The sequence below is a fragment of the Stenotrophomonas sp. Bg11-02 genome, from assembly GCF_002836635.1.
GTDB classification, from domain to species: Bacteria; Pseudomonadota; Gammaproteobacteria; order Xanthomonadales; family Xanthomonadaceae; genus Stenotrophomonas; species Stenotrophomonas lacuserhaii.
This window is the reverse complement of the sequence record NZ_PJAY01000049.1, coordinates 18384-44699: the sequence shown is the minus strand read 5'-3', so window position 1 is coordinate 44699 and position 26316 is coordinate 18384. Positions and strand designations below refer to the sequence as shown.

The window sequence follows — 26316 nt, the reverse complement described above, 5'->3', positions numbered from 1 at the left end:
GTTGACGGCCGGATGGCCTCCCCTACCCCCCTTTCGCACGGAGATCGCACATGCGCAGCGGCAACCCGGCTCTTTCCGAATCCACCTTCCTTGATCTTGGCAGCGGCACCGTTTCGGCCCGCGGCGACCAGCTGATGACCCTCAACGGCACCGTCAACAAGACCGGCCTGCTGTTGCTGCTGACCGTGCTGACCGCGTCGTTCTCGTGGAGCCAGGCACTGGTGACCGGCGGCGAGACGGCCGGCACGCTTTCCTCGGCCGGCATGGGCTACCTGATCGGCGGTGCGCTGGGCGGCTTCGTGCTGGCGCTCATCACCGTGTTCAAGAAGACCTGGTCGCCGGTCACCGCGCCGATGTACGCACTGGTGGAAGGCCTGTTCCTGGGCGCGATCTCGGCGATGTTCGAACAGCGCTTCCCGGGCATCGTGTTCCAGGCCGTGCTGGCGACCTTCGGCACGCTGGTGGCGCTGCTGGTGGCGTACCGCAGCGGGCTGATCAAGGCCACCGAGAACTTCAAGCTGGGGGTGGTCGCGGCCACTGGCGGCATCGCGCTGCTGTACCTGGCGTCGATCGTGCTGGGCATGTTCGGCATCAACGTGCCGGTGATCCATGAAGCCAGCGGCCTGGGCATCGCCTTCAGCGTGTTCGTGGTGATCGTGGCGGCACTGAACCTGGTGCTGGATTTCGATTTCATCGAAAGCGGCGTGGAACAGGGCGCACCGAAGTTCATGGAATGGTACGGCGCGTTCGGGCTGATGGTGACCCTGGTGTGGCTGTACGTGGAATTCCTGCGCCTGCTGTCGAAGATCCAGCAGCGCTGAGCCATGCCCGGCGGTTTTCGCTGTTGCGTGCCTGATCATTGCTACGCCGAGCATGGCTCGGCGCTACCGCATGACATCGCGCGCGGATCCGGTGCCCCGGGCGTGGCGCAGTCTTACCGCGGTCAACGACGACTGCAGGGCGGCGTAGTGCGCCTGCAGGTGATCGACCAGCGCGCGCACTTTGGGTGCCAGCGCGCGGGCGTGCGGGTACAGCGCGTAATAGCGTCGCTGGCCGGCGTTCCAGTCCGGCAGCACGCGGATCAGGCGTCCCGCGCGCAGATCGTCCTGCACGGTGAGTGCGGTGAACAGGGTGATGCCCATGCCGGCCAGCGCGGCGGCATGAAGCGCCGGCGTCGCATCAACCGCCAGCCGCTGGCCGGCCTCGACGTCAAGCGATGCGCCACGCGGACCCTGCAGGTGCCATGGCACCCGCGCGCTGGTTGGACTGAAGGCCAGCAGCGCGTGCTGCGCCAGCTCACTACCGTGGCGCGGCAGGCCATGCCGGGCCAGGTAGGACGGTGCGGCCACCAGGATGCGGTAGCAACAGGCCAGTTCACGCGCCACCATCTGGCTGTCCGGCAGTTCATGGGCAATGCGCAGCACCAGGTCGAAGCCGCCGCCTACCACGTCCACCAGCTGGTCGTCCGCGCACAGGTCCAGCGAGATCTGCGGATGGCGCGACAGGAATGGGGGCAGCCAGTGGGGAAGTTCCTGGCTGGCGACCACCTGCGGCACACTGATGCGGATGCGACCACTCGGCTGCGCCTGTGCAGCGCGGGCGCGGTTGTCGGCCAGTTCCAGCCGGTCCAGCAGTTCCGCCGCTTCGGCGTAGTACTGGCGGCCGGCCTCGGTCAACGCGAACCGGCGGCTGTTGCGATCCAGCAGCCGCACGTCCAGATGATCTTCCAGCTGCCGCAGTTGCCGCGACATCGCCGAGTGCGTGGTGCCCATGCGCTCGGCGGCGGCGGTGAAACTGCCTGCTTCGACGATGGCACGCAGCGCTCGCAGGGAAGCGAAATGGTCCATCCAGGGCACGCTCCGGCCGGCACCCGCGTGCTGCGGGCGCGGCCAGCTTATCAGCGTGCGGCAGCGCCGGCGTTGTCGACCAGGCCGATGATCGCCTCGGTGGTCATGACATCGCCATAGGTGTCTTCCAGCGTGGCCAGGCTGGCCGCGTGCAGGGTCTTGTGGTCGATGGTCGCACCGGTGGCCAGCTCCAGGTCACGGGTGGCGGTGGCGTCGGAGGCCACGATCACACGATAACCGCGCGGGGCGGCGGCGGCGTCGCGGGCAGCGCCGGACACGCAGGCATGGGTCATCAGCCCGGTCACGATCAGCGTGTCGATGCCGGCGTCCTTCAAGGTCCTGTCCATCACCGCAGCCGAGGCGCCGGCGAAGACGCTCACGTTGTCCTTCTGCACCACGCTGTCCCCCGCCCGCGGCTGCATGTCCGGGTGGAACTGCACGGTCTTGCCACCTTCGGCGAACAGCGGGGCGCCGGCCGGCAGCACGTGCTGGACGTGGATGACGCGGATGCCCTTGGCATCGGCGGCCTTGATCAGCCGGCGGGTATTCTGCAAGGCGCTGGCACCATCGGGGATCACCATGCGACCACCGGGGAAGTACTCGTTCTGGAAATCAATGACGATCACCGCGGTCTTGCCTGCCTGCAGGGCGTCGATCGGTGTGGCACCGGCCATCTGGCGGATGGTGGGATGGGCCGGCTCGGCGGCGGCGACCGGGGCGACGGCGGCCATGCCGATCAGGCTGGCAAGACCGAAAGCTGCAATATTCATGGGGAGGAACCTGGGCTACGGAGAGTGCGGCCATGGTGCCGTGCACGGTGCGCACCAAGAACCCCCTGTCGCGCACTCCACCTGTGCATGAAACGCACAGATCGTGCGCCGCTCCCTCAAACGCAACGAGGCGCCCGAAGGCGCCCCGCTGGTAGTGCATGGCCTTGCCGTCGCCGGTTACAGGCGGCTGGCAATGGCCTGGGCAAAGCTCATCGTGTTGCCGGTGCCGCCCAGGTCGCCGGTCAGCGAATCCTTCGCATCCATCGTGGCGACGATGGCCTTGCGCAGGCGCTCGGCATTTTCCGGCTGGCCGATATGGTCCAGCATCTGTGCGGCGGCCAGCAGCAGCGCGCACGGATTGGCCTTGCCCTGGCCGGCGATGTCCGGCGCGGTGCCGTGCACGGCTTCGAAGATCGCCGCGTTCTCACCGATGTTGGCACCCGGGGCCAGGCCCAGGCCGCCGACCAGACCGGCACACAGGTCGGAGATGATGTCGCCGAACAGGTTGGTGGTGACGATCACATCGAACTGTTCCGGACGCATCACCAACTGCATGCAGCAGTTGTCGACGATCATTTCCTGGAACTCGATGTCCGGGTACTTGGCCGCCACTTCGCGCGCCACGGCCAGGAACAGGCCCGAAGTCGACTTGATGATGTTGGCCTTGTGCACGGCGGTGACCTTCTTGCGGCCGGTGCTGCGGGCCAGTTCGAAGGCGTAGCGCACGATGCGCTCGGAGCCCTTGCGGGTGATGCGGGTACCGGAGAACGCGGTCTCGCCGTCGGCCGACACTTCCTGGCCTTCCGCCAGGTAGGCACCTTCGGTGTTCTCGCGCACGGTCACCAGGTTGACGTTGTCAAAGCGCGACTTGGTGTTGGGGAAGGTGTGCGCCGGACGGACATTGGCGTACAGGTCGAAGTGGCGGCGCAGGCTGACGTTGATCGAGGTGAAGCCACCGCCGATCGGGGTGCTCAGCGGGCTCTTCAGGGCGATCTTGTTGCGCGCGATGGATTCCAGCGTGGAAGCCGGCATCAGGTCGCCATGCTTTTCCAGCGCGACCAGGCCGGCGTCGGCGTCTTCGTATTCCAGGCCGGCGTTGAGCTTGTCCAGGACGTACAGCGTAGCGTCCATGATCTCCGGGCCGATGCCATCGCCGCGGATGACCGTGATTTTCTGCGTCATTGATCAAATTTCCGAACAGGGGGAAAAACGCCGTCCGGGGGTGCCCGGTGCACCGGCGCAGGTAAGTTTCAGCCGCAATTATGCCCGAACCGACTACCTGACCCCAAATAGACCATGGTCCCACACGCGGAAAGCCGCCGAGCATGGCTCGGCGCTACCAGGCGCAGGGCCGGCCGCCTTGGTAGCGCCGAGCCATGCTCGGCGAGCGCAGCGGCAGGGCGTGACGACCAACGGTCGTCACCCACCACGAAATGACGGCCAGCGGCGCATCTGGCGCGCGTCAGTGCTCGTGTTCGGCCGGGGCTGCGGCGCCTGCTTCCAGCTGGTCCAGGAAGTCCACTGCGCGGCGCAGGTGCGGGATCACGATCGATCCGCCCACCACCAGGCCCACCGAGAACGTTTCGAAGAACTCATCACGCTCCACCCCCGCGGCCTTGCACTGGGCCACGTGATAGCTGATGCAGTCGTCGCAGCGCAGCACCAGCGAAGCCACCAGGCCCAGCAGTTCCTTGGTCTTCACATCCAGCGCGCCGGCCTGGTAGGTCTGCGTATCCAGCGCGAAGAAACGGCGCACCACCTGGTTCGGTTCAGCCAGGATGCGCTCGTTCATCTTCTTGCGGTAGGCATTGAACTCGGCCAGGCGGTCGCCGCCTTCGTCCGCTGTGCTCACGCTGCGCCCTGCCCGGCCAGCAGCGGCTCCAGCTTGCCTTCACGGTGCAGGGCCATCATGTCGTCGTAGCCGCCAACATGAACGTCACCGACGAAGATCTGCGGCACGCTGGTGCGGCGGGTCTTGGCCATCATCTTCTCGCGCTCGGCGGCATCCAGGTCGATGCGCACTTCGGTCCACTGCTGGCCTTTGCTCTTGAGGAAGTTCTTGGCTGCCACGCAGTACGGGCAGACAGCGGTGGAATAAATGGTGATGGCGGGGGCGCCACCGGCAGGCTGTTCAAGTTGGCTCACGGGAAACTCCACGACGGTTCGACTGTCTGTATATGGTAGCGGCCTGATGGAAAATCCACGCCATGGCCGCAACACTGTGGATTAACGATAGGTTTCCCCCTGGCCTGCCACGCTGGGGGACGCTGCCCGAGGACCGACCGCTTGCGACCGCTGCTGCTCTCCGCTGCCCTGACCCTCGCATTTGCCGTGCCGCTGGCCCAGGCCCAGGATTCGCTGCCCGACATCGGATCGTCGGCCGGTGAACTGCTGACCCCTGCCCGCCAGGCCGAGTACGGCGGCATGATGCTGCGCGAACTGCGCAACTACGGCTACCTGCTGGACGATCCGCTCACCACCGAGTGGCTGCAGACCATGGGCACCCGGCTGGGTTCCAACAGTGCGCAGCCGCGCCAGCAGTACACCTTCTTCATGATGAAGGACCGGCAGATCAATGCCTTCGCCACGCTGGGCGGCTATATCGGCGTCAATGCCGGCCTGGTGCTCACTGCCGAACGCGAAGACGAAGTGGCTGCGGTGCTGTCCCACGAAATCGCCCACGTCACCCAGCAGCATGTGCTGCGCGGCGTGGAACGCGCCCAGCGCGACCAGATCCCGATCCTGCTGGGCATGCTGGCGGCGGTCATCGCGTCCCAGCAGGCCGGGGGCAACTCGGCCGGCAACGCGACCATGGCCAGCATCGCCTCGGGCATGGGGCTGATGCAGCAGCGGCAGATCGATTACACCCGCTCCAATGAATCCGAAGCCGACCGCCTGGGCATCCGCACGCTGGCCCGCAGCGGCTACGACGTGGACGCCATGGCCGGCTTCTTCGAGCGCATGAGCGCCTCGATGCGTGGCAACGACGGCGGCTACACGGTGCCGGACTTCCTGCGCACCCATCCCGTGAACACCACCCGCATCAGCGAGGCCAAGCTGCGCGCCGAGCAGATGAAAAAGGACACGGTGGTGCTGACCACCGAGGTGCCCGGTGGCGTGCGCACCGAACGGGTGAACCCGAGCGATCCGGGCCTGTCCGATCCGATCACCCGCCGCAACAACCTGCTGCTGCCACCGGGCATGCAGGTTTCGGTGGGCCAGCTCAGCCGCGGTTCCAGCGGTGATTTCGACTGGGCCCGCGAGCGCCTGCGGGTGCTCAGCGCGGTGACTCCGTCCGAGCTGACCCGCGAGTACCAGGGCCTGGCCCGGCAAAAAGGCGGACTCACCCCGGCCCAGCGCTACGGCCAGGCGCTGGCCCAGCTGACCACCGGCACCGGCGGTGCGGCGGGTGCTGCCCGCGCCCTGGCCGAGCTCAACGACGCCGACCCCGGCAACCTGTGGGTGGCGCTGGCCCTCGGCGAGGCCGAATCGCGTTCCGGCCAGGCCGCCAGGGCCAACGAACGCTTCGAGGCGCTGCTGCGCCAGCACCCGGGCAGCCGCCCGGTGGCGCTGACCTTCGCGCAGATCCTCAACGAACAGGGCGGCCAGGCCGCCGGCCAGCGCGCGCAGGCCATGCTGCGGCCGCTGCTGTCACAAAGCGGCAACGATCCGGTCTTCCAGCAGCGTTTCGCCCGCGCCAGTGAACTGGCCGGCGATGCACACCGTGCCAGCGAAGCCTACGCCGAGGCGGCCTACCTCAACGGCCGTCCGGAACAGTCGCTGATGCAGCTGCAGGCATTGAAACGCCAGCCCAACCTGGATTACGTCACCCGCGCGCGGGTCGATGCGCGCATCGAGACCATCACCCCCACCGTGCTGGAAATGCGCCGCCAAGGAGTCAATGACCCGGAACTGGAGCGCCGCTGAAGGTTGCCAGGGGTGGCCTGCCGACCGCTGGTCGTTACAGCAGCGCCGGTGGCGTCACAAACATGTCATCAAATCGTAGTCTACTGGCGTCACTCCCGATCTGATGAGCAACTTGGTGGCCTCGTGCAGAAACGCATCCTGATCGTCGACGACGAACCCGCGATCCGCGAAATGGTGGCCTTTGCCCTGCGCAAGGGCGATTACGAGCCGATCCACGCCGGCGACGCACGCGAAGCACAGACGGCCATCGCCGATCGCGTGCCCGACCTGATCCTGCTGGACTGGATGCTGCCGGGCACCAGTGGCCTGGACCTGGCCCGCCGTTGGCGCAAAGAGGCGCTGACCCGCGAAGTGCCGATCATCATGCTGACCGCGCGCGGCGAAGAAAACGACCGCGTCGGCGGGCTGGAAGCCGGCGTGGACGACTACGTGGTCAAGCCGTTCTCCGCCCGCGAGCTGCTGGCGCGGATCCGCGCGGTGATGCGCCGGGCGCGCGACGACGACGAAGATGGCAGCGTCGCGGTCGGTTCGGTGCGCATCGACGGCGCCGCTCACCGCGTGTTCGCCAACGACCAGCCGGTGCCGATCGGCCCGACCGAATACCGCCTGCTGCACTTCTTCATGACCCACCCCGAGCGCGTGTACACGCGGGCGCAGTTGCTGGATCACGTCTGGGGCGGCAGTGTGTACGTGGAAGAGCGCACCATCGACGTGCACATCCGCCGCCTGCGCAAGACGCTGGAACCGTTCGCCGCCGAAAACATGGTGCAGACCGTGCGTGGTGCAGGCTACCGCTTCTCCACTTCCACCTGATCACTGGTACCGCAATGCCGCGTCACATCCGTTCGGCCTGGTTCAAGACCCTGGCCACCCTGACCATGGTGCTGGTGTTGTCCGGGCTGGCGGGTTGGGCGCTCGGTGATGCGTGGATGGGACTGGCGATCGCCGCCATCGGCGCGCTGGCCTGGCACTACTGGCGGCTGCGCCGGGTGCTCGGCCGGCTGACCGCGCGCCAGCGCTGGGAGATCGCCGACGGTGCCGGGGTCTGGAATGAACTCGACCGCGTGGTATCGCGCAACCAGCATGAAATGCGCGTGCGCAAGCGCCGCCTGCTGGACATGCTGCGCAGCTACCGTGCCGCGGCGGCCGCGCTGCCCGATGCGGTGGTGGTGCTGGATCGCAACAGCCAGCGCGTGCAGTGGTTCAACGAAGCGGCCACCACCCTGCTCGGCCTGCACCATCCCGGTGACCTGGGCCAGGCGCTGGTGCAGCGCCTGCAGCCGATGCCGCTGGCCCACTGGCTGGCCGGTGGACGCAACGCCGAACCGATCCTGGACGTGCCCTCGCCGGTCGATCCGGCGATCCGCCTCAACCTGCGCCTGATCCCCTATTCGGCTGATCACTGGCTGCTGATCGCGCGTGATGTCAGCAAGCTGCTGCGGCTGGAACAGGTGCGCCGCGACTTCGTGGCCAACGTATCGCACGAACTGCGCACGCCGCTGACCGTGGTGCACGGTTACCTGGACATGATGGACCCCGAGGACTTCCCGGGCACCGGCCCGATGCTGGAAGAAATGCGCAAGCAGAGCCAGCGCATGGCCCAGCTGGTGGAAGACCTGTTGACCCTGTCGCGGCTGGAATCGCAGGAAGCCGGCGATGCCGAAGTGGTGGCCATGCTGCCGATGCTGGCCACGCTGCGCCGCGAAGCCGAAGCCCACAGCCAGGGCCGCCACCAGATCACCGTGGAAGACCACGCCGGGGTGGACCTGCTGGGGTCGATCAAGGAACTGCACAGCGCATTCTCCAACCTGGTCACCAATGCGGTGCGCTACACCCCGGCAGAAGGCCAGGTGCGGGTGACCTTCAGCCGCGAAGGCGACGGCGTGGTACTGGCCGTGCGCGATACCGGCTATGGCATCCCGGCCAACCACCTGCCGCGACTGACCGAACGTTTCTACCGCGTATCCAGCAGCCGTTCGCGCGAGAGCGGTGGCACCGGCCTGGGCCTGTCCATCGTCAAGCACATCCTTGGCCTGCACCACGCCCGCCTGGAGATCCAGAGCGAGGTCGGCAAGGGCTCCACGTTCTCCTGCCATTTCGATGCGTCGCATGTCCGCGCGCGCGATGTGGCCGCCTCCCTCCATGCCGAAGATTGACCCCATGAGCAGCCCAGGATCCCTCCCCGTCGTGCCGCAGCCGGACTCCGATTCACTGCGGGATCCGGCGCTGTACATCAACCGCGAACTCTCCCAGCTGGATTTCAACTTCCGCGTACTGGCGCAGGCGCTCGACCCGCAGGTGCCGCTGCTGGAACGCCTGCGCTTCATGTGCATTTCCTGCACCAACCTGGACGAGTTCTTCGAAATCCGCGCCGCGGCGGTGCGCCACGCGCAGGAGTTCGGGCTGCCGCCGGCGCCGGATGGCATGAGCCCGCAGGCGATCCTCACCGCCATCCATGACCGTGCCGCAGAACTGGTGGACCAGCAGTACCGCTGCTGGAACGAGGTGCTGCGCCCGGCACTGCAGGACGCCGGCATCGGCGTGCTCGGCCGCCATTCGTGGAACCACCGCCAGAAGCGCTGGCTGCGCGCCTACTTCCGCAACGAGATCATGCCGGTGCTGTCGCCGCTTGGCCTGGACCCGGTGCATCCGTTCCCGAAGATCCTCAACAAATCACTGAACATCGTGGTGGTGCTGAAAGGCGTGGATGCGTTCGGCCGCAGTGGCCACCTGGCGATCGTGCGCGCACCGCGCTCGCTGCCGCGCATCATCGAACTGCCCGAATCGCTGGGCGAGGGCCGCAACTTCGTGTTCCTGTCCTCGATGCTGTCGGCCTTCGTCGATGAGCTGTTCCCGGGCATGGAAGTGGAAGGCGCCTACCAGTTCCGCGTCACCCGCAATTCCGAACTGGTGGTGGACGAGGAAGAAGTCGAGAACCTCGCGCTGGCCCTGCGCGACGAGCTGGTGGACCGTGGCTACCGGCCGGCGGTGCGGCTGGAGATCGCCCAGGACACCCCGCGCGACATCGTGCGCACGCTGCTGCAGAACTTCGGCCTGACCGAAAACGCGGTGTATTACATCGATGGACCGGTCAACCTCAACCGCGTCATCCAGCTGTACGACGTGGTGCCGCGGCCGGACCTGAAGTACCCGCCGATGACCCCGCGTACGCTGCGCGATTCAGACGGCATCTTCGATATCGTCGCGCGCCAGGACGTGCTGCTGCATCATCCGTTCGATGCCTTCACCGCAGTGCTGGACGTCATCAAGCAGGCGGCGACCGACCCGAACGTACTGGCGATCAAGCAGACCCTGTACCGCACCGGCAAGGACTCGCTGATCGTGGAGGCGCTGATCCAGGCGGCCCGCAATGGCAAGGACGTGACCGTGGTGGTGGAGCTGCGCGCGCGCTTCGATGAAGAGGCCAACCTGGGCCTGGCCGATCGCCTGCAGGAAGCCGGCGTGCAGGTGGTGTACGGCGTGGTGGGCTTCAAGACCCACGCCAAGATGCTGCTGATCGTGCGCCGCGAAGGCCGCAAGCTGCGCCGCTACGTGCACCTGGGCACCGGCAATTACCACAGCGGCACCGCGCGCGCGTACACCGACATCAGCCTGATCACCGCCGATGCGGATATCGGCAACGACGTGCACCTGCTGTTCCAGCAGCTGTCCGGGCTGGCGTCGAAGGCCAAGCTGAAGCACCTGCTGCAATCGCCGTTCACCCTGCACACCGGGGTGCTCAAGCGTATCGAGCGCGAGAAGGCGATCGCCGAATCCGGACGGCCGGCGCGCATCATCGCCAAGATGAACGCCCTCAACGAACCGCAGGTGGTACGCGCGCTGTATGCCGCCTCGCAGGCCGGCGTGCAGATCGACCTGATCGTGCGTGGCGCCTGCACGCTGCGTCCCGGCGTGCCGGGGGTGTCGGACAACATCCGCGTGCGCTCCATCGTCGGCCGCTTCCTGGAACACAGCCGGGTCTACTGGTTCGGCAATGCCGGCGCACCGGAACTGTACTGCGCCAGCGCGGACTGGCTGGAGCGCAACCTGCTGCGGCGCGTGGAGACCGCCTTCCCGATCCTCGACCCGGCACTGGCACGACGGGTGTACCGCGAGGTGCTGCAGAACTACCTGGACGACAACCTCAACGCGTGGGAACTGCAGGCCGACGGCCGCTACGTGAAGCTGGCACCGGCGCACGACGAGGCCCCGCATTCGGCACAGATGGGCCTGATGCAGGGCCTGTGAGCGCTGCCGATCCGGCAGCGTGAAGAAGGCGCGGTGACGAGCGGCACCCGCCTTCGGCTACCATTCGCGCATGCCGCACACATCGACTTCCCCGACCCTGCAAGATGGCGACCTGCTGGCCGCCATCGACATCGGCTCCAACAGTTTCCACATGGTCATCGCCCGCTATACGCTGGGGCAGCTGCGGGTGGTCGACCGCCTGCGCGAGACCGTGCGCATGGCCGACGGCCTGGATGGCAAAGGCGGCCTGTCCAGCGAGGCGCGACAGCGCGCGCTGGAATGCCTGGCCCGCTTCGGCCAGCGCATCCGCGACGTGCCCTCGCACCGCGTGCGCGCCCTGGCCACCAACACCGTGCGCCAGCTGCGCTCGCCGCAGGCGTTCCTGATGCCGGCCGAAACCGCGCTGGGGCATGCCATCGAAGTGGTCAGCGGGCGCGAAGAAGCGCGCTTGATCTACCTGGGCGTGGCGCATGCGCAGCCGCCCAAGGCCGACCAGCGCCGGCTGGTGATCGACATCGGCGGCGGCTCCACCGAATTCATCATCGGCTCGGGCATGCAGACCCTGGAACGCGAAAGCCTGCAGGCCGGCTGCATCGCCAGCACCCGGCGCTTCTTCCCCGGTGGCAAGCTCAGCCGCAAGCGCTGGAAGGATGCGCTGGCTGAAATCGGCCGCGAGTTCCAGCCATTTGCCAGCAAGTACCGGGCGCTCGGCTGGGACGAGGCGCTGGGCTCATCGGGCACCCACAAGGCGATCAGCGAGATCTGCGCGGCGATGAAGCTGAGCAAGGGCGCGATCACCGCCGAGGCGCTGCCGCAGCTGCGCGATGAACTGCTGAAGGCCAAGAAGATCGATGACATCGTGCTGCCCGGGCTGGGCAGCGACCGCCGGCCGATCATCGCCGGTGGGGTGCTGGTGCTGGAAGCGGCCTTCCAGGCGCTCGGCCTGCAGAAGCTGCTGGTCAGCAAGGCGGCCATGCGCGAAGGCATCCTGTACGACATCGTCGGCCGCGCCGGCGAGAACGATCCACGCGATGTGTCGGTGGATACCTTGACCGTGCGCTATGACATCGACGTGGCGCAGGCCGATCGCGTGCAGAGCACGGCTCTGTCTCTGTTCGACCAGGTCCGGGAGAGCTGGAAGCTCGAAGCCGATGATGCCCGCATGCTGTCCTGGGCTGCGCGTCTGCATGAAATGGGGCTGATGATCGCGCACAGCGGTTACCACACCCACGGCAGCTACCTGCTGGAAAACTCGGACATCGCCGGGTTCTCGCGGCAGGAACAGCAGATGCTGGCCGCACTGGTACGCACGCACCGCCGCAACGTGCCCAAGAGCGCGTTCGAGGCACTTCCCGAGCGCCTGGTGGTACCGGCGCGCCGGTTGGCCGCGTTGCTGCGTCTGGCGGTGCTGGTCAACCGCGCTCACGAATCCACGCCGCTGCCGGTGCTGGAAATCACCGCGGAGGACGACCGGCTGTCGCTGATCGTGCCGCAGAGTTTCATCGACCCACGGCCGCTGCTGCGCGCCGACCTGATCGGCGAAGTGGACGGCATGACCGGCCTGGGGCTGCAGTTCAAACCGTTCGTGGCCTGAGTCGGGAGCGCGGGCAACGGCAACGGCAACAGCTGCAGGGCTGCTTGCTGGTGGGCGGGGTGGCTGTGCAGGACACGCCGTGAACCCATCCATGGGGGCTCGCTTTTCGCATCCTTGCGAAAAGACGGTCCTGCACAGCCACCCCGCCCCACCTTCGACAGGTCCATGACGGCCATGGGACCATCGGTAGCGCCGACCCATGGTCGGCGGATTGTGGGGGAATGAGGTCTGATGGTTTCCTCCGAGCATGGCTCGGCGCTACCAGGGCGCCGTGCCGTTTCGGGGGGAGGAAGCCCCTGAGTCAGGGGCGGCCGCGAAGCGGCGGGGTGTGGGTGCTGGTGAGACGGGGCCCGCGGTTTGCGCAGCAAGGCGTGGGAGCGGCAGCGCGAATGCGATGACGCGGACCCGACCCATGGTCGGCGGACTCTCCCGCCAACGGCCCGCTGCGCTCGCCGACCATGGGTCGGCGCTACCGATGACAGTAGCCCATCTGGGGGAGGAAGCCCCTGAGTCAGGGGCGGCCGCGAAGCGGCGGGGTGTGGGTGCTGGTGAGACGGGGCCTGCGGTTTGCGAAGCAAGGCGTGGGAGCGGCAGCGCGAATGCGATGACGTGTACCCGCGCCATGGATGGCGCGAAACGAGGCCCGCAGGAGCGGCTTTTGCCGTCCCCCGCACAGCCCCACCGCCCGGCCCACCCCAGATGCAGCTCCAAAGCCACCCGCGAGGGGTTCCCACCCGTTCGCCCGGTAACGCGACGGTCGCAATCCGGTCATGCCCGGGACATGCCCAACGACGAGCATGCGCACAAACGGGAGAGCCCCATGCGCTACGCGATCGTCACCGAGACCTATCCTCCGGAAGTGAACGGCGTGGCCCTGACCGTGCAGGGGTTGGAGATGGGCCTGCGCCAGGCCGGGCACGAGGTCGACCTGGTGCGACCGCGCCAGCACGCCGACGGCGACGCCGAGCAGCGGGACGGCACGCTGCTGGTTCCCGGTGCCGCCCTGCCCCGTTATCCCGGCCTGCGCTTCGGCCTGCCCGCGCCTGTCCGGCTCGGCCGCCAGTGGCAGGCCCGACGCCCCGATGCGGTCTACATCGCAACCGAGGGCCCGCTGGGCTGGTCGGCCCTGCGCTGCGCGCGCCGGCTCGGCATCCCGGTCGCCACCGGCTTCCATACCCGCTTCGACGAATACCTGCCTGACTACGGCGTGGCATGGCTGCAGGCCGCGGCGCTGCGCTGGATGCGCCGCTTCCACAACCAGGCCGATGCCACCCTGGTGCCCACCCGGGAACTGCAGGATTTCCTCGCCGGCGAAGGCTTCGAACGGGTCCGGCTGCTGGCCCGCGCGGTGGACAGCCAACAGTTCGATCCGGCCAAGCGCGATCCGGCGCTGCGCGAAGAATGGGGTATCGAGGGCAATGGTTTTGCCGCGATCTACGTCGGGCGCATCGCCGCGGAAAAGAACCTGGGTCTTGCGGTGAAGGCCTTCCGCCGGCTGCAGCAGCAGCGCCCCAAAGCACGCTTCGTGCTGGTCGGCGATGGACCGGCCCGCGAAAAACTGGCCCACGACAATCCTGATTTCCTGTTCTGCGGCGTGCAGCGCGGCGAAGCGCTGTCGCGCCATTTCGCCAGTGGTGACCTGTTCCTGTTTCCCAGCCGCAGCGAGACGTTCGGCAACGTGACCCTTGAAGCGATGGCCAGTGGACTGGCCACGGTGGCCTTCGATTACGGCGCCGCGCGCGAATACCTGCGCGATGGCGAGAATGGCGCGGCGGTGGATACCGACGACCAGTTCGTCGAAGCCGCGCTGCGCTTTGCCGGCGATGACACACTGCGCGCCAGCCTTGGCCAGCAGGCGGCGCGGGACATGAAGCGCCTGCATCCACAGCAGGTGGTAGCCGAATTCGATGCCCTGCTGTCCGAACTCGCCCACGCCCGGAGGCTGCATGCGCACCACGCCGCTTGACCTGTTGATCGGCCGCGAAACCCGCTGGTGCCGCCGTGCCAACCTGTACTGCCGCCGCCGTCGCATGCGCTCGCTGTTCGCGGTGATCAGCCGGCTGGGTGATGGCGTGTTCTGGTACGTGCTGATGGGTGCGCTGGTGTTGCTGGATGGCATGGAAGGGCTTCGCGCCAGTACCCACATGGCCGCCACCGGCCTGGCCGCGCTGTTGATGTACAAGGGGCTCAAGCGCTGGACCCGGCGCCCGCGGCCCTACAAGGCCGACCTGCGTATCCGCGCCTGGGTGGCCCCGCTGGACGAGTTCAGCTTCCCCTCCGGCCACACCCTGCATGCGGTCTCCTTCACTGCTGTGGCCCTGTTCTATTACCCGTGGCTGGCGCCGCTGCTGGTGCCGTTCACGCTGGGCGTGGCGGCATCGCGCGTGGTGCTGGGCCTGCACTACCCCAGCGATGTCCTGGCCGCCACCGGTATCGCGCTGCTGCTGGCGTGGGCCAGCCTGGGCTGGCTGCCGTTGGGCGCGTGATCCCCCATCCCCACACGCATCGGATGTCTTGCCTACAATAGGCGCATGACCACGCTGTTCATTTCCGACCTGCACCTGGACGCGAGCCGTCCGGCCATCACCGATCTCTTCCTTGCCTTCCTGCGCAGCGAAGCGCTTGAAGCGGACGCGCTGTACATCCTGGGCGATCTGTTCGAAGCCTGGATCGGTGACGACACGCCTTCAGCGGCGGCCGATGCGGTGGCAGCGGCGCTGAAGGAGGTGTCCGATGCCGGCGTGCCGGTGTACTTCATCCGCGGCAACCGCGACTTCCTGCTGGGCGAGCAGTACGCCGCCCGCGCCGGCATGCGCATCCTGCCCGATCCCAGCGTGATCGACCTGTATGGCACCCCGGTGCTGCTGCAGCATGGCGACCTGCTGTGTACCGATGACCTGCCTTACCAGCAGTTCCGTGCGCAGACCCGCGACCCGGCGTTCCAGGCCCAGTTCCTGGCACAGCCGCTGGCCGCGCGCATCGCGTTCGCACAGAAGGCACGCGATGCCAGCCAGAGCCGCCAGTCGGAAATGAAGCAGGGAGATCGCGCGCAGTTCGAAACCGTCACCGACGTGGCACCGGCCGAGGTGGATGCGACCTTCATCCGCTTCGGCGTGGACACGATGATCCACGGCCATACCCATCGCCCCGCCGTGCATTCGCTGATGGCAGGCGGCCAGGCACGCACGCGCATCGTGCTGGGCGACTGGTATGAGCAGGGTTCGGTGCTGCGGGTCACCTCCGATAGGATGTCGCTGCAGGCACTGTGATGCTCCTGCTCAGCGGAAGCCGGCGATCTTCGCGCGGGTGAGTTCCAGCACACGGCGGTTGTCCGCTTCGTTGCGGTTCCCGGTGGCCTGGCCTTCGTGCAACAGGTCCGGGCTGGACCAGTAGGGGATGCGCCGGCAGCCGGTCGGGCAGTCGTAGGACATCACCGTCCGCCATCCCAGTGCACGCGGTGGCTGGTACCAGTACCCATGGCCGAAGGCGAACGGGGCTGCTGCCGGATCGCGCTTGATGTCGTGCCGGGCGCCTGCCAGATGCCCGATTTCATGGGCAAGGACATACTCTCCCGCAGCGCATTGCTCCAGCACGGCAACGAACGCACCGTCGGCGTCCGCCCCGATCTGATCGGCGAGCCCGCAGGCGAACGCACGATTCATCAGCAGCAGAACGACATCGGCCGCGTGCTGGTCGCGCAGCGCGTGTACCTCGTCCATGTAGCCGTCACCAGGCGAGCGCAGGCGCCTCAGGTCCTGCTCCATGTTGCCGCTTTCCTCATAAGGCGTGACCACGTACCCCGCCAGTTCCAGGTCCATGTCCACGCCGCTGCGCTGGTAGGTGAGGTTGGATTCGGCAATGGACAGTTCGGCCAGTGCCCGCAGGTCACCGGGGTAGCCGGCCACCGCGTCGGCCGTGGCTACCACGAGCAGCCGGACCCTGCTGGTCGGCGCGGTGCCTGCCGGGTCGACGGCGGATGGCTCCAGCGGCCCCATCGGGATGTCACCCGGAGGATGCATCGGCACTTGGCGGGTGGCCAGCGGCAGGGTCTGGTGCCGGCCACCACCGACCGGAACGATGCGCAGCAGGTCTTCGCCCCTGTGCACGACCGCCGTGATTCCCGCCGGGGATCGCACCAGGCTGAGCTCGCCCCCCGCAGCCTGTCCGGTGGCGTCCCAGCTGCCACTCCATGCCACGTCCCCCGTAGGCAACGCGCGGGAATGTTCGCGTCGCACGGCGACCGGCCGGCCCTCGATCTCGAGCATCAATGCCGGTGTCCCGGCATGCAGGGCAGAGGCGGCAGCCTCCTGCAGCCTCAGCGACGGGGCGGCGGCAGATGCCAACGATGTACCGGCCAGGAGCAGGCCGGGGAGAAGACGGGAGTGCAGCATGATGGCCTCCTGTGGGCACTACGGCGAATCAGCATCCGACTCCGGACACTGCGGACTTCGCCGCGCATGAGGCCATTACGCGGCGGTCGCCGGCGCGGATCCATCAGGAAACGCCGCCTCTGGCAGCCCGATAACGCCGGGGCGCAGCGGGGCCGCGCTGTGCGCGCCACGCCCGGAGGCGTGACGCGGGGACCCGACCCTTCCAGCAAAGGCGCAGCAAGCTCAGCGGAATCCGGCGACCACGTGCTTGCGCTGCACCAGCACCCGCTGGTTGTCCGCGGTGGCCGCATCACCGGTGCGGGCGCCACCGTAGGTGATGTCCGGGTTGGACCAGCTATTGATGCGCGTACAGCCGCCCGGGCAGTCGTAGGACATGATGGTGCGGAAACGCTCGCCGCTGCCCAGGCTGAACTGGTAGCCGTGTCCGTAGGGATAAGGCGAGCCGGAGGCGTTGGCACGGTCATGGTTGGCGCCCAGCACGTGGCCGACTTCGTGGGCGAAGGAATAATTTCCGGTGGCGCAGCGCCAGCCGACAACGGCGAAGGCATGCGAGGCCGGCGCGTTGATATAGCCCACGCCACATGCATCCTTGCCATCGGTCAGCATCACCACGACATCGGCCCGGGCAGCATCGCGCAGGGCGTGCACCTCATCCAGCTGGCCGTCGCCCGGGCTCTGCAGCCTTCCCAGGTCATCCCCCATGCGCCCATCAGGGAAGCCGGTCGTGCGGTAGTCGGCAAGCTCCATGCTGATGTTGGTCCGGCCATTCTTGAACCCCTCGTTGGATTCGGCCACGGCCAGTTCGGCCTTTGCCCTCATGTTGCCCCCATAGGCGTTGATGGCCCCCTGGGTGGCAATCACCAGCACCCGGATCGTCGCCCAGTCCCCCGGATTTCCGCTGCGGATGTGCGCGTCCGGCGCGGGCGGCGGCACCGGCAGCGACGGCATGCCCAGCGGATGCATCGGCGGCAACCCATGCTCGTCCACCTTGACCAGCGCGTGTTCCCCGTTGTCCACCGGACGCACGTCGTAGCGCTGCTGGCGGTGGCGGATGGTCCCGGTAACGCTGCCGTCGACCGCCCGCACCAGGATCACCGATGCAGGCGCCGCAGCCCCTTGCGCAGACACGGCGAGCGGCGCGGCGGCGTCCTCTTCGGCTCCATACCAGACCAGGCTGCCATCGGCTGCCGCTTCTTCCCTGATACGGCGTACCTGCAGCACCCGCTCGCCGAGCAGCAGCTCCAGCCGATCATCGGACAGTGCGGCGACGTTCATGCGCAGCGCCTGCACGACATCGGTGCTGGGTTCGGCCTGCAGGTGGGCCCAGCCGGCGTCGGTGCCGGCACGCGTCACAGGCCCTGCGGCAGGTTCGAACAAGGGCGCTGCAGCGGCGCCTCCGCTGACCAGCAGGGCCAGCGCGGTCGCGAGCGGCTTGTATTTCGAATGATGGGACATGGTTCGTTCTCCATAGCGGATTCCCCTGTTGCCGACGCTTCATAAATGAGCCACGGATCGGCGCGGCACCAGATGCGTACCCGTCATGGCGAAACCGGTGTAGCGATTGCATGGCAACAGCGCAGCGGGGTGTCCGTGGCGGCATGCCACGCGGGCGGGGAATCGAACCGATGCCCGCCAGCAACGTGACCGCCGTGGCAATGCAGACGTGTCCCCGTGGTTGGCATCACCGGCCTGGCAGGGTTCCCTTGCACCCGGCCCCGCGCTACTGTCCGTGCAAGGGAGGGCGGCCATGAGCACAGTGCGAGGGGACGGCAGCACACGCGATAGCGGCCTGTTACGGATCGGCCTGTTCTTCGACGGCACGCGCAACAACGCACGTAACCTGGCGCGCGGGCGCGGTCCCGGCGGCGACCACCCCGGTCCGCCGCAGGCCTTGCCACCGATATGGCAGGCCGATGACGCCTCGCCGTACCACAGCCGCATCACCAGCAGCTTCAACAACGGCCTGACCAACGTGGCGAGGCTGCATGCGCTGTACGCCGACGGGCGCGTGGCGGGCGCCGCCGCCCCGTCGGTGGCGATCTATACCGAAGGCACCGGCACCCGCGATGGCCAGGCTGATGACCTGATCGGACTGGCCTTCGGCGTGGGCGCCAGCGGTGTCCGCGCGAAGATCAACCGCGCCCTGCAGGCCCAGCTTCCCGCTGCGCTGGCGCAGCTCGCACGGCACTGGCAGCAGCCGCTGCGAGGCATCCGGGTGGATCTGTTCGGGTTCTCGCGCGGTGCCGCGGCGGCACGTGATGTCGCCAACCAGATCGCGGCCTGGGGATCACCGCACTGGCAAGGACTGCTGCGCGAAGCCGGCCTGCGCGTGGATCCGGCGTTCACCCTGCCCCATCCGGTGATCGGCTTCATCGGGCTGTTCGATACCGTAGTGGCGATCAGGGGCGGCCGTGCCGATGAAGCGCCGCGCCTGCACCTGCCTGCGGGGATTGCCGGCAAGGTGCTGCAGCTGAGCGCGCGCGACGAGCATCGCGAACACTTTGCCCTGACCACGGTGGCACCGGACCACGAAGAAATCAGGCTGCCCGGGGTACACGCCAATATCGGTGGCGGCTACGACCAGACGGAAGAGGGCCCCAAGCTGCTCACCCGTCCACGCAGCCAGCAGGTGCGGCGACACGGGCTGGATGACTTCGCCCTTCCCCCGGCAGACTGGCTGCATCGCACCGAAAGTCACCAGCGTGCACTGGCCGAAGCCGGCCGCTGGCAGCAGCAGCTGGGGCTGGGCGCCGATGTGGTGTGGGTGGACACGTGGCACCAGTGGGTACGCCAGCGCCAGGCAGGCAGCCACAGCGCGCTGCCCACGCCGACCTTGTTCGTGTATTCGGCGGTAGTGCTGAAGCGCCCGATCGACTGGCGTTACCAGCTGATCGCGCTGCGCCTGATGCATGCGCGTGCCGCGGCGGCGGGCGTGCGCTGGACGGACGCACCCGATGCCTGCATCGACAGCACATTGCCCACGGACCTGCGCGGGATCGCCGCTGCATTGATGGCCGGCACAGCGCTGGAGCCGGCGCAGGAACGAGTGCTGAAACAGCGTTACCTGATGCAGTCGGCACACTGGAATTTCGACGCGCTGGGTGACACCGCACTCAGCTACACCGCCGATGCGGGGGTCAGCGAGCTGCCGTATCGACCCGGCCCGGGACTGTTCTACATCAACCGCCCCACCGCCGACGGCCAGCGCGTCGTGCTGCGCAACGTCTGAGGCCCGCTACCCGGCGCGCTCGGCCTGTTCCATCAGTTCGGCCAGTTCATCGGCATCGAAACCGGCCAGCAGGCGCGCTTGGATGTTGAACGGGCCATGCAGGTAGCCCCCGGCGTAGTCGACCAGCAGTTCCTTGAAACGGGCACGCGGGTCCACGCCGGCACGTTCGCAGTACCAGCGGTACCAGCGGCTGCCCGCCGCCACGTGGGCGACTTCTTCGCGCAGGATGATCTCCAGCACGTCGGCCGTCTCTTCGTCGCCGCAGCCACGCAGTTTCGCGATCAGCCCCGGGGTGACATCCAGGCCACGCGCTTCAAGCACGCGCGGCACCAGGGCCATGCGCGCCAATCCGTCGTGGGCGGTCTTCTCGCACATCTCCCACAGCCCGTTGTGGGCGGGAAAATCGGCATAGTCGTGGCCGTGCGCCTGCAGCCGTCCGCGCAACATCAGGAAATGCCGCGATTCATCGTCCGCGCAACTGACCCAGTCAGCGTAGAAGGCCGACGGCAGACCCCGGAAGCGGTACACCGCGTCCCAGGCGAGGTCGATCGCGTTGAGCTCGATATGCGCGATGGCATGGATGAAACGTGCGCGCCCTTCCGCCCCACCCAGCTTGCGTCGCGGCACGTCGCGCGGGTGCACCTGCTGCAGGGTGGCCGGACGCCCGGGCATGCGGATCGGCGCCGGCGCCGGCGGATCGGCCGGCAGCTTCAGCCGACCGGCGCGGAAGGCCGCAGCATGGGCCTGGGTCAGCGCGACCTTGCGCAGCGGGTCGGCCTCGGCCAGGCACTGCTGCGCGGCGCGCAGCAGGTCACCGGCGACGTCGGATCGATCGACGTCGCATGGGGCCGTGGCGCTCACGATCAGGCGCGGCGCTTGTGCTTGGCGTCGTCCGAACGCAGTTGCTGGATGCGCTCGAAGTAGCCCGGCTCGATGCCGGTCGGGTAATGCCCGTTGAAGCACGAGGAATCGAAGTTCTGCAGTGCCGGGTTGCCTTCGCGCACCGCCGCTTCCATGTCTTCGATGTCCTGGTAGATCAGCCAGTCGCAACCGAGGTGCGCTTCGATTTCTTCCACGCTGCGGTTGTGCGCGACCAGCTCTTCGGCGGCCGGCATGTCGATGCCGTAGATGTTCGGGTAACGCACCGGCGGGGCGGCGCTGGCCAGGTAGACCTTGCGGGCGCCGGCGTCGCGCGCCATCTGCACGATCTGCTGGCTGGTGGTGCCGCGCACGATCGAGTCATCCACCAGCAGCACCACCCGGTTGCGGAACTCCAGGTGGATCGGGTTGAGCTTGCGGCGCACGGATTTCACCCGCTCGCCCTGCCCCGGCATGATGAAGGTGCGGCCGATATAGCGGTTCTTGATGAAGCCTTCGCGGTACTTCACCCCGAGCGTGTTGGAGATCTCCAGCGCGGCATCGCGCGAGGTGTCCGGGATCGGGATGATGGTGTCGATGTCGTGGTCCGGGCGCAGGCGCAGGATCTTCTCGCCCAGCTTGATGCCCATGCGCATGCGCGCCTTGTGCACCGACACGTTGTCGATCATCGAATCGGGCCGCGCGAAGTACACGTATTCGAAAATGCACGGGGTGTGTTCGGCGGTCTCCGAGCAGATTTCCGAGAACAGTTCGCCGCGCGCGGTGATCACCAGCGCTTCGCCCGGCTGCACATCGCGGATGCGCTGGAAGCCCAGCACGTCCAGCGCGGCCGATTCGGAGGCCACGATGTATTCATCGCCTTCGGCGTGGCTGCGCTTGCCCAGCACCAGCGGACGGATGCCGTGCGGATCGCGGAAGGCGACCAGGCCCAGGCCCAGCACCACGCTGACCACCGCATAGCCGCCCTTGCAACGACGGTGCACGTGGGACACCGCGCGGATCGCCGCTTCCGGGCTGAGCTGCTTCTGTGCATCCAGTTCGTAGGCGAACACGTTCAGCAGCACTTCGCTGTCCGAATCGGTGTTGACGTTGCGGCGGTCCTGTTCGAACACCTGGCGACGCAGGTCTTCGGTGTTGATCAGGTTGCCGTTGTGCGCCAGCGCGATGCCATAGGGCGAATTGACGTAGAACGGCTGGGCCTCGTCCATGCCTTCGGAACCGGCGGTGGGATAGCGCACGTGGGCGATGCCGACGCGGCCTTCCAGGGTGGACATGGTGCGCGCGTCGAACACGTCGCGGACCAGGCCGTTGGCCTTCTGCACACGCAGGCGGGTGCCGTCGACGGTGGCGATGCCCGCCGCGTCCTGGCCACGATGCTGGAGGACGGTCAGGCCGTCATAGAGCTGCCCGGCGACGTTCTGGTTGCCGACGATTCCGACGATGCCACACATGTTGCGTAATCTCCGCTGGGCTGCGCCCATCTACAGGGATGTTGGCCGTGCCTGGCCGGGGGAGCCGCCTTACGGGACAGCGGCAGGATCTGGACGCTCGGGCGCCGACTCGATGTTCGCGGGCAGTGCCGGGGCGTTCGCGGACTCGCTCGCCGCGCCCCTGGCCGGGTCCACGTTACGCGGCCATCCGCGTCCCGCCACCACCTCGCCGAGGACACCATTATCGCCTGTCGCGGTCGGCTTTCCCAACAGGCTTTCTGCAAATGGGGACGAACCGCTGGACGGCAAGGGCAAGCCAGCCGGTACCAGCCCATCCAGCGACGATGGCAGGCCCTTGGGCACCATCCGCTCGAGGTTCTGCATCGGCCGTGAAACATCCGGCAGCTGGGCATCCATCCAGCCCACCACCGGCTGCAGCACCGCGCGCAGGTGGGACTGCTGCCAGGCCGGTTCGGCGGTGAGCGGGGTGAAGGTGGCCATCAGCAGCAGCACCGCGCTGATGAAGCCGCCACGCACCAGGCCCAGTGCGCCGCCGAGCATGCGGTCGGCGCCGCCCAGCAGCGCCATGCGCAGTCCGGCGCGGACCAGCATGCCCAGCACGGTGACGGCGATCAGCACGGCCAGGAACACCGTCACATAGCCGCCGACCAGGTGGCCGTTGCCCGGCTGTGCCGGCGCTGACCACAGGTGCGCCACGTCATTGCCGAACAGGAACGCCGCCCAGCCGGCAAGCAGCCAGGACAGCGTGCCGACCACGATGCCAACGAAGCCCCGCACGAACCCCAGCAGGGTCGAGATGGCGATCACGCAGGCCAGCACGATGTCGATCATGCGGGCGGGTTTCCTTGGGCGTCCTGGCCGGGAATGGGCATCAGGGGTGCGGTCTGACCATGCCGGCCACGCCGACCCGGGCGGCGACCTGCGCCTTCAGCTGGTCGGCCTCGGCACGGTTGGCGACCGGCCCGACACGGACCCGGCTGAGCACACCTTTGTCAGTGCGGACCTGGTCGACGAAGGCGCTGAAGCCGGCGGCGCGCGCTTTGTCGCGCAGGGCGTTGGCATCAGCAGCTTGGCCGAACGCGCCCAGCTGCACGGCAAACCCCACGCCGCTGGCGGCCGGGGCCGCCGGCGCCTTCACCTCAGGCTTCACTTCCGGCTTGGCCACCGGCGCAGGCGTCGCCGGCTTGGCGGCGACCGCCTTGGTGTCCGGCGCGGGGGTCGGCTTCGGTTCGGGCTTGGGTGCCGGCGCGGCAGCCGCTGCCGGGGGCGCGGTTTCCGGCAGCGCCTGGGTCTGCACCGGGTTGCCGCCCAGCGGCGTGGTGGTGGCGGCCGGCGCCTGTGCGGTCGCGGCGGCGCCATCGACGTTGGCATCCAGGGTGACTACTTCGGCACGCACGTCGCTGCGGATCTTCACGGCCTGCAGCCGGGCCGATTCGGCCTGTGCGCGGTCAACGAAGGGGCCGACGCGGACCCGCCACGCCTGCTTGCCGTTGATCGTGGCGGCTTCGCTGAAACCGGGCAGCTGCGCGCCCTTCAGGTGGGCGATCACCGCATCGGCATCGGCCTTGCTGGCATAGGCGCCGAAGCTGACCGCGAAATTGCCGGCGGCCACGGCCGGACCGGTATCCACCGTGGCGGCGGCGTTGGCGGCAGGTTCCTGCAGCGGCGCGGCGCCGCGCAGGCCACTGTCACCCCCCGCGGGAGCGGCCAACGGCAACTCGCGTGTTTCGAACTGGGCATTGGCCGGCGCGCCGGGCACCTCCAGCGGCACGCTGTCGGCGGTGCTGTTGCGGGCAGGGCCGGTCACCAGCATCGGCAGGAAGATCACGGCAAGGGCCACCAGGACGATGGCACCGATCAGACGCTGTTTCAGGGACGTATCCACGGATGGCAGGCAACAGGTGGGAACTGCCGATGATTATACGGTCCTGCCGTGATGCAGCGTCGGCAACGGCTGAACGCGGCTCAGGTGGCGGTCTGCAGCCAGGCCAGCGCTTCGGCGGCGGTATGGAAGGAACCGAACACCAGTACGCGGTCTCCCTGCACTGCCTGCGCCAGCACCTGGGCCAGCGCGTGGGCCACCGTATCGGCCCGTGAAGCATCCGCGGCAACGGTTCCGGCCAGTCGGGCCGCCAGCGCGGCGGCGTCCTGGCCGCGCGGGCCTTCCAGCCCGGCCAGCGTCCATTCGCTCACGGCCTCGGCCAGCGCCTGCACCACGCCGGCCGCATCCTTGTCCTGCAGGCCGGCATACACCGCCAGCGTGCGCCCGCTGACCGGTTCGGCCTGCAGCGCGCGGGCCAGCGCAGTGGCCGCCTGCGGGTTGTGGCCCACGTCCACCAGCACGTTGATCCCGTTACGCTCGACGCGCTGCAGCCGGCCGTCGATGCGCGCGGCGGCGATGCCTTCGGCGTAGGCGGCGCGTGGCAGCGAACAGCCCGGCGGCGGCTCCAGCGAGCGCAGCGCGGCAATCGCCGCACCGGCGTTGGCCAGCTGCACCGGGCCGGCCAGCGAAGGCATCGGCAACTCAAGGCGCACGGCGACATCGCGCCAGGCCCAGGTCTGCGCGTCCAGTGTTTCGTTGAAATAATCGCTGCCGGCGCGGATCGCGTTGGCACCAATCAGGTAGGCCCGCCGCAGCACGCTGGACGGTGGATCGATCTCACCCAGCACGGCCGGCTTCCAGCCACGCAGGATGCCGGCCTTTTCGGTGCCGATGCTTTCGCGGTCAGCGCCCAGCCAGTCGGCGTGGTCGATGTCCACGGTGGTGATGACGGCCACGTCGGCGTCGACCAGGTTCACCGCATCCAGGCGCCCCCCCAGCCCGACTTCCAGCACCGCCAGGTCCAGTCCGGCCTGCGCGAACAGGTAGAAGGCCGCCAGCGTGCCGTATTCAAAGTAGGTCAGCGTGGTGTCGCCACGTGCGGCTTCGACCGCACTGAAGGCCGCCACCAGTGCTTCGTCGCTGGCTTCTTCGCCATTGATGCGCACGCGCTCGTTGTAGCGCAGCAGGTGCGGGGAGGTATAGGCGCCGACCTTCCAGCCGGCGGCACGCGCGATCGCTTCGACGAAAGCCACCGTGGAGCCCTTGCCGTTGGTGCCGCCCACCGTGATGGTGCGCTGCGCAGGGGCGCCCAGCTGCAGGGCGGCGGCAACGGTGCGCACGCGCTCCAGTCCCATGTCGATGGTGGCCGGGTGCTGGCGTTCGATGAACATCAGCCAGTCGCTGAGCGTAGTGGGCAGTGCAGTCACGGTGGGACGTCCAATCGGTTTCGGTTACAGGGCGCGGTGCTTGGCTTCGCCGAAGAACGGCGTGTGGTGGGCGCAGTCGTTCATGCGCACCACTTCCAGTTGTTCGATGTCCGGACCTTCCAGCAGGTTCAGCGTGGTCGGGGCCTGGCGGAAGCTCCACAGGCGGCTGATCGGCAGGCCGAGGATCCGGCACAGGATGACCCGGTTCACCGCATCGTGGGCGACCACCAGCAGGGTGTCGTCCTCGCCGAGACCTTCGGCGGCACGTGCCAGGCCACGCCAACTGCGGTCCAGCACCAGGCGCAGTGATTCGCCGCCCGGCATCAGCACGGTGTCCGGCTCTTCGCGCCAGGCGCGCAGCCGCGACGGGTCTTTTTCATGGATCTCGCTGGCCAACAGGCCTTCCCACTCACCGTGGGCGATTTCCTGCAGCTCCGGTTCGGTCAGCAGCATGTCGGCGCGGGCGCCGAGGGCCAGCTGCGCGGTACGCTGCGCGCGTGACAGCGGCGAGGCCACCGCACGGGTGATGTCCACGGACTTCAATCGTTCGCCAAGCGCCTGCGCCTGGGATTCGCCGATCGGCGACAACGGGATATCGATCTGGCCCTGGTAACGGCCTTCGGCGTTCCACGGCGTTTCGCCGTGACGGGCAAGCAGGATGCGCATGCGGGGTACGGGTCCTTGGGGGGAGGAGGTCCGGCGCTTCGTTCACGTCCTGTGAAACCACGCCG

General features: G+C 68.0%; 23 protein-coding genes. 10 read left to right on the top strand and 13 right to left on the bottom strand.

The annotated features are described in order from the left end of the window. The first annotated feature begins 50 nt into the window (after positions 1-50). Positions 51-821, top strand: a complete 771-nt coding sequence (locus tag CXG43_RS03645; protein WP_101098726.1) for a Bax inhibitor-1/YccA family protein — start codon at positions 51-53, stop codon at positions 819-821. A 63-nt stretch (positions 822-884) separates the two neighbouring features. Here CXG43_RS03645 and CXG43_RS03640 read toward each other — a convergent pair whose 3' ends face one another. The 5 genes from CXG43_RS03640 to grxC all read right to left on the bottom strand — a co-directional run bounded on the left by CXG43_RS03640 (position 885) and on the right by grxC (position 4762). Next, the gene (locus tag CXG43_RS03640; RefSeq protein WP_101098725.1) at positions 885-1847 is read right to left on the bottom strand and encodes a LysR family transcriptional regulator; all 963 of its coding nucleotides are present in this window, start codon (positions 1845-1847) and stop codon (positions 885-887) included. Positions 1848-1897: 50 nt separating this feature from the next. Beyond that, the gene (locus CXG43_RS03635; protein WP_101098724.1) at positions 1898-2617 is read right to left on the bottom strand and encodes an isochorismatase family protein; all 720 of its coding nucleotides are present in this window, start codon (positions 2615-2617) and stop codon (positions 1898-1900) included. Between the two features lie 177 nt (positions 2618-2794). After that, complete coding sequence (locus CXG43_RS03630; protein WP_042614806.1) at positions 2795-3799, bottom strand: isocitrate dehydrogenase; 1005 nt, start codon at positions 3797-3799, stop codon at positions 2795-2797. A gap of 280 nt (positions 3800-4079) precedes the next feature. Continuing rightward, a complete protein-coding gene (locus tag CXG43_RS03625) occupies positions 4080-4469 on the bottom strand; it encodes a carboxymuconolactone decarboxylase family protein (protein WP_101098723.1) in 390 nt (129 codons plus the stop codon). Further along, positions 4466-4762, bottom strand: coding sequence for a glutaredoxin 3 (grxC, locus tag CXG43_RS03620; protein WP_101098858.1), 297 nt, complete (start codon positions 4760-4762; stop codon positions 4466-4468). Before grxC ends, CXG43_RS03625 begins: the two co-directional genes overlap by 4 nt. Positions 4763-4903: 141 nt before the next feature. Between grxC and CXG43_RS03615 the strand changes: the two genes are divergently transcribed. From CXG43_RS03615 to lpxH, 8 genes are all read left to right on the top strand, one after another. Further along, a complete protein-coding gene (locus CXG43_RS03615; RefSeq protein WP_101098722.1) occupies positions 4904-6544 on the top strand; it encodes a M48 family metalloprotease in 1641 nt (546 codons plus the stop codon). 123 nt (positions 6545-6667) lie between these two features. Continuing rightward, entirely contained in the window at positions 6668-7357 is a 690-nt protein-coding gene (gene phoB / locus CXG43_RS03610) for a phosphate regulon transcriptional regulator PhoB (RefSeq protein WP_042614802.1), read from the top strand. Between the two features lie 14 nt (positions 7358-7371). Then, complete coding sequence (phoR, locus tag CXG43_RS03605; RefSeq protein ID WP_101098721.1) at positions 7372-8700, top strand: phosphate regulon sensor histidine kinase PhoR; 1329 nt, start codon at positions 7372-7374, stop codon at positions 8698-8700. Positions 8701-8704: 4 nt separating this feature from the next. Further along, entirely contained in the window at positions 8705-10792 is a 2088-nt protein-coding gene (gene ppk1, locus CXG43_RS03600) for a polyphosphate kinase 1 (RefSeq protein ID WP_101098720.1), read from the top strand. A 70-nt stretch (positions 10793-10862) separates the two neighbouring features. Next, complete coding sequence (ppx, locus tag CXG43_RS03595) at positions 10863-12386, top strand: exopolyphosphatase (RefSeq protein ID WP_101098719.1); 1524 nt, start codon at positions 10863-10865, stop codon at positions 12384-12386. Between the two features lie 820 nt (positions 12387-13206). Then, positions 13207-14352 (top strand): glycosyltransferase family 1 protein, encoded by a 1146-nt coding sequence (locus tag CXG43_RS03590; protein ID WP_101098718.1) that lies wholly within the window; start codon positions 13207-13209, stop codon positions 14350-14352. Beyond that, positions 14333-14872, top strand: coding sequence for a phosphatase PAP2 family protein (locus tag CXG43_RS03585; protein ID WP_101098717.1), 540 nt, complete (start codon positions 14333-14335; stop codon positions 14870-14872). The genes CXG43_RS03590 and CXG43_RS03585 overlap by 20 nt, the downstream gene beginning before the upstream one ends. A 45-nt stretch (positions 14873-14917) precedes the next feature. Further along, complete coding sequence (lpxH, locus tag CXG43_RS03580) at positions 14918-15655, top strand: UDP-2,3-diacylglucosamine diphosphatase (RefSeq protein ID WP_101098716.1); 738 nt, start codon at positions 14918-14920, stop codon at positions 15653-15655. Positions 15656-15664: 9 nt separating this feature from the next. Here lpxH and CXG43_RS03575 read toward each other — a convergent pair whose 3' ends face one another. Together CXG43_RS03575 and CXG43_RS03570 are read right to left on the bottom strand one after the other, a co-directional pair. After that, positions 15665-16777 carry a M12 family metallo-peptidase gene (locus CXG43_RS03575; protein ID WP_101098715.1) on the bottom strand — a complete coding sequence of 371 codons (1113 nt, stop codon included), beginning with the start codon at positions 16775-16777 and terminating at the stop codon, positions 15665-15667. Positions 16778-16999: 222 nt separating this feature from the next. After that, the gene (locus tag CXG43_RS03570) at positions 17000-18232 is read right to left on the bottom strand and encodes a M12 family metallo-peptidase (protein WP_101098714.1); all 1233 of its coding nucleotides are present in this window, start codon (positions 18230-18232) and stop codon (positions 17000-17002) included. Between the two features lie 292 nt (positions 18233-18524). Here CXG43_RS03570 and CXG43_RS03565 point away from each other — a divergent pair, with 292 nt between their 5' ends. Beyond that, entirely contained in the window at positions 18525-20006 is a 1482-nt protein-coding gene (locus CXG43_RS03565) for a DUF2235 domain-containing protein (protein ID WP_101098713.1), read from the top strand. A gap of 6 nt (positions 20007-20012) precedes the next feature. On the opposite strand, the gene CXG43_RS03560 is transcribed toward CXG43_RS03565, so the two are convergent. The 6 genes from CXG43_RS03560 to CXG43_RS03535 form a co-directional block, all read right to left on the bottom strand. Next, the gene (locus CXG43_RS03560; protein WP_101098712.1) at positions 20013-20867 is read right to left on the bottom strand and encodes a ferritin-like domain-containing protein; all 855 of its coding nucleotides are present in this window, start codon (positions 20865-20867) and stop codon (positions 20013-20015) included. 2 nt (positions 20868-20869) lie between these two features. Then, positions 20870-22336, bottom strand: a complete 1467-nt coding sequence (gene purF, locus CXG43_RS03555; protein ID WP_101098711.1) for an amidophosphoribosyltransferase — start codon at positions 22334-22336, stop codon at positions 20870-20872. Positions 22337-22405: 69 nt separating this feature from the next. Next, positions 22406-23167: a CvpA family protein gene (locus tag CXG43_RS03550; RefSeq protein ID WP_101098710.1), complete on the bottom strand. Its 762-nt coding sequence runs from the start codon at positions 23165-23167 to the stop codon at positions 22406-22408. Between the two features lie 40 nt (positions 23168-23207). Beyond that, a complete protein-coding gene (locus CXG43_RS03545) occupies positions 23208-24221 on the bottom strand; it encodes an SPOR domain-containing protein (protein WP_101098709.1) in 1014 nt (337 codons plus the stop codon). Positions 24222-24301: 80 nt separating this feature from the next. Further along, positions 24302-25585: a bifunctional tetrahydrofolate synthase/dihydrofolate synthase gene (gene folC, locus CXG43_RS03540; RefSeq protein ID WP_101098708.1), complete on the bottom strand. Its 1284-nt coding sequence runs from the start codon at positions 25583-25585 to the stop codon at positions 24302-24304. A 24-nt stretch (positions 25586-25609) separates the two neighbouring features. Next, positions 25610-26251 carry a histidine phosphatase family protein gene (locus CXG43_RS03535; RefSeq protein ID WP_101098707.1) on the bottom strand — a complete coding sequence of 214 codons (642 nt, stop codon included), beginning with the start codon at positions 26249-26251 and terminating at the stop codon, positions 25610-25612. Positions 26252-26316: the final 65 nt, after the last annotated feature.

What these genes read in the sequence shown, in the direction of transcription:
- CXG43_RS03645 (WP_101098726.1), top strand. Translation starts at nt 51, where the DNA reads ATGCGCAGCGGCAACCCGGCTCTTTCCGAATCCACCTTCCTTGATCTT.
- CXG43_RS03640 (WP_101098725.1), bottom strand. Translation starts at nt 1,847, where the DNA reads ATGGACCATTTCGCTTCCCTGCGAGCGCTGCGTGCCATCGTCGAAGCA.
- CXG43_RS03635 (WP_101098724.1), bottom strand. Translation starts at nt 2,617, where the DNA reads ATGAATATTGCAGCTTTCGGTCTTGCCAGCCTGATCGGCATGGCCGCC.
- CXG43_RS03630 (WP_042614806.1), bottom strand. Translation starts at nt 3,799, where the DNA reads ATGACGCAGAAAATCACGGTCATCCGCGGCGATGGCATCGGCCCGGAG.
- phoR (WP_101098721.1), top strand. Translation starts at nt 7,372, where the DNA reads ATGCCGCGTCACATCCGTTCGGCCTGGTTCAAGACCCTGGCCACCCTG.
- ppk1 (WP_101098720.1), top strand. Translation starts at nt 8,705, where the DNA reads ATGAGCAGCCCAGGATCCCTCCCCGTCGTGCCGCAGCCGGACTCCGAT.
- ppx (WP_101098719.1), top strand. Translation starts at nt 10,863, where the DNA reads ATGCCGCACACATCGACTTCCCCGACCCTGCAAGATGGCGACCTGCTG.
- CXG43_RS03590 (WP_101098718.1), top strand. Translation starts at nt 13,207, where the DNA reads ATGCGCTACGCGATCGTCACCGAGACCTATCCTCCGGAAGTGAACGGC.
- CXG43_RS03585 (WP_101098717.1), top strand. Translation starts at nt 14,333, where the DNA reads ATGCGCACCACGCCGCTTGACCTGTTGATCGGCCGCGAAACCCGCTGG.
- lpxH (WP_101098716.1), top strand. Translation starts at nt 14,918, where the DNA reads ATGACCACGCTGTTCATTTCCGACCTGCACCTGGACGCGAGCCGTCCG.
- CXG43_RS03575 (WP_101098715.1), bottom strand. Translation starts at nt 16,777, where the DNA reads ATGCTGCACTCCCGTCTTCTCCCCGGCCTGCTCCTGGCCGGTACATCG.
- CXG43_RS03570 (WP_101098714.1), bottom strand. Translation starts at nt 18,232, where the DNA reads ATGTCCCATCATTCGAAATACAAGCCGCTCGCGACCGCGCTGGCCCTG.
- CXG43_RS03565 (WP_101098713.1), top strand. Translation starts at nt 18,525, where the DNA reads ATGAGCACAGTGCGAGGGGACGGCAGCACACGCGATAGCGGCCTGTTA.
- purF (WP_101098711.1), bottom strand. Translation starts at nt 22,336, where the DNA reads ATGTGTGGCATCGTCGGAATCGTCGGCAACCAGAACGTCGCCGGGCAG.
- CXG43_RS03550 (WP_101098710.1), bottom strand. Translation starts at nt 23,167, where the DNA reads ATGATCGACATCGTGCTGGCCTGCGTGATCGCCATCTCGACCCTGCTG.
- CXG43_RS03535 (WP_101098707.1), bottom strand. Translation starts at nt 26,251, where the DNA reads ATGCGCATCCTGCTTGCCCGTCACGGCGAAACGCCGTGGAACGCCGAA.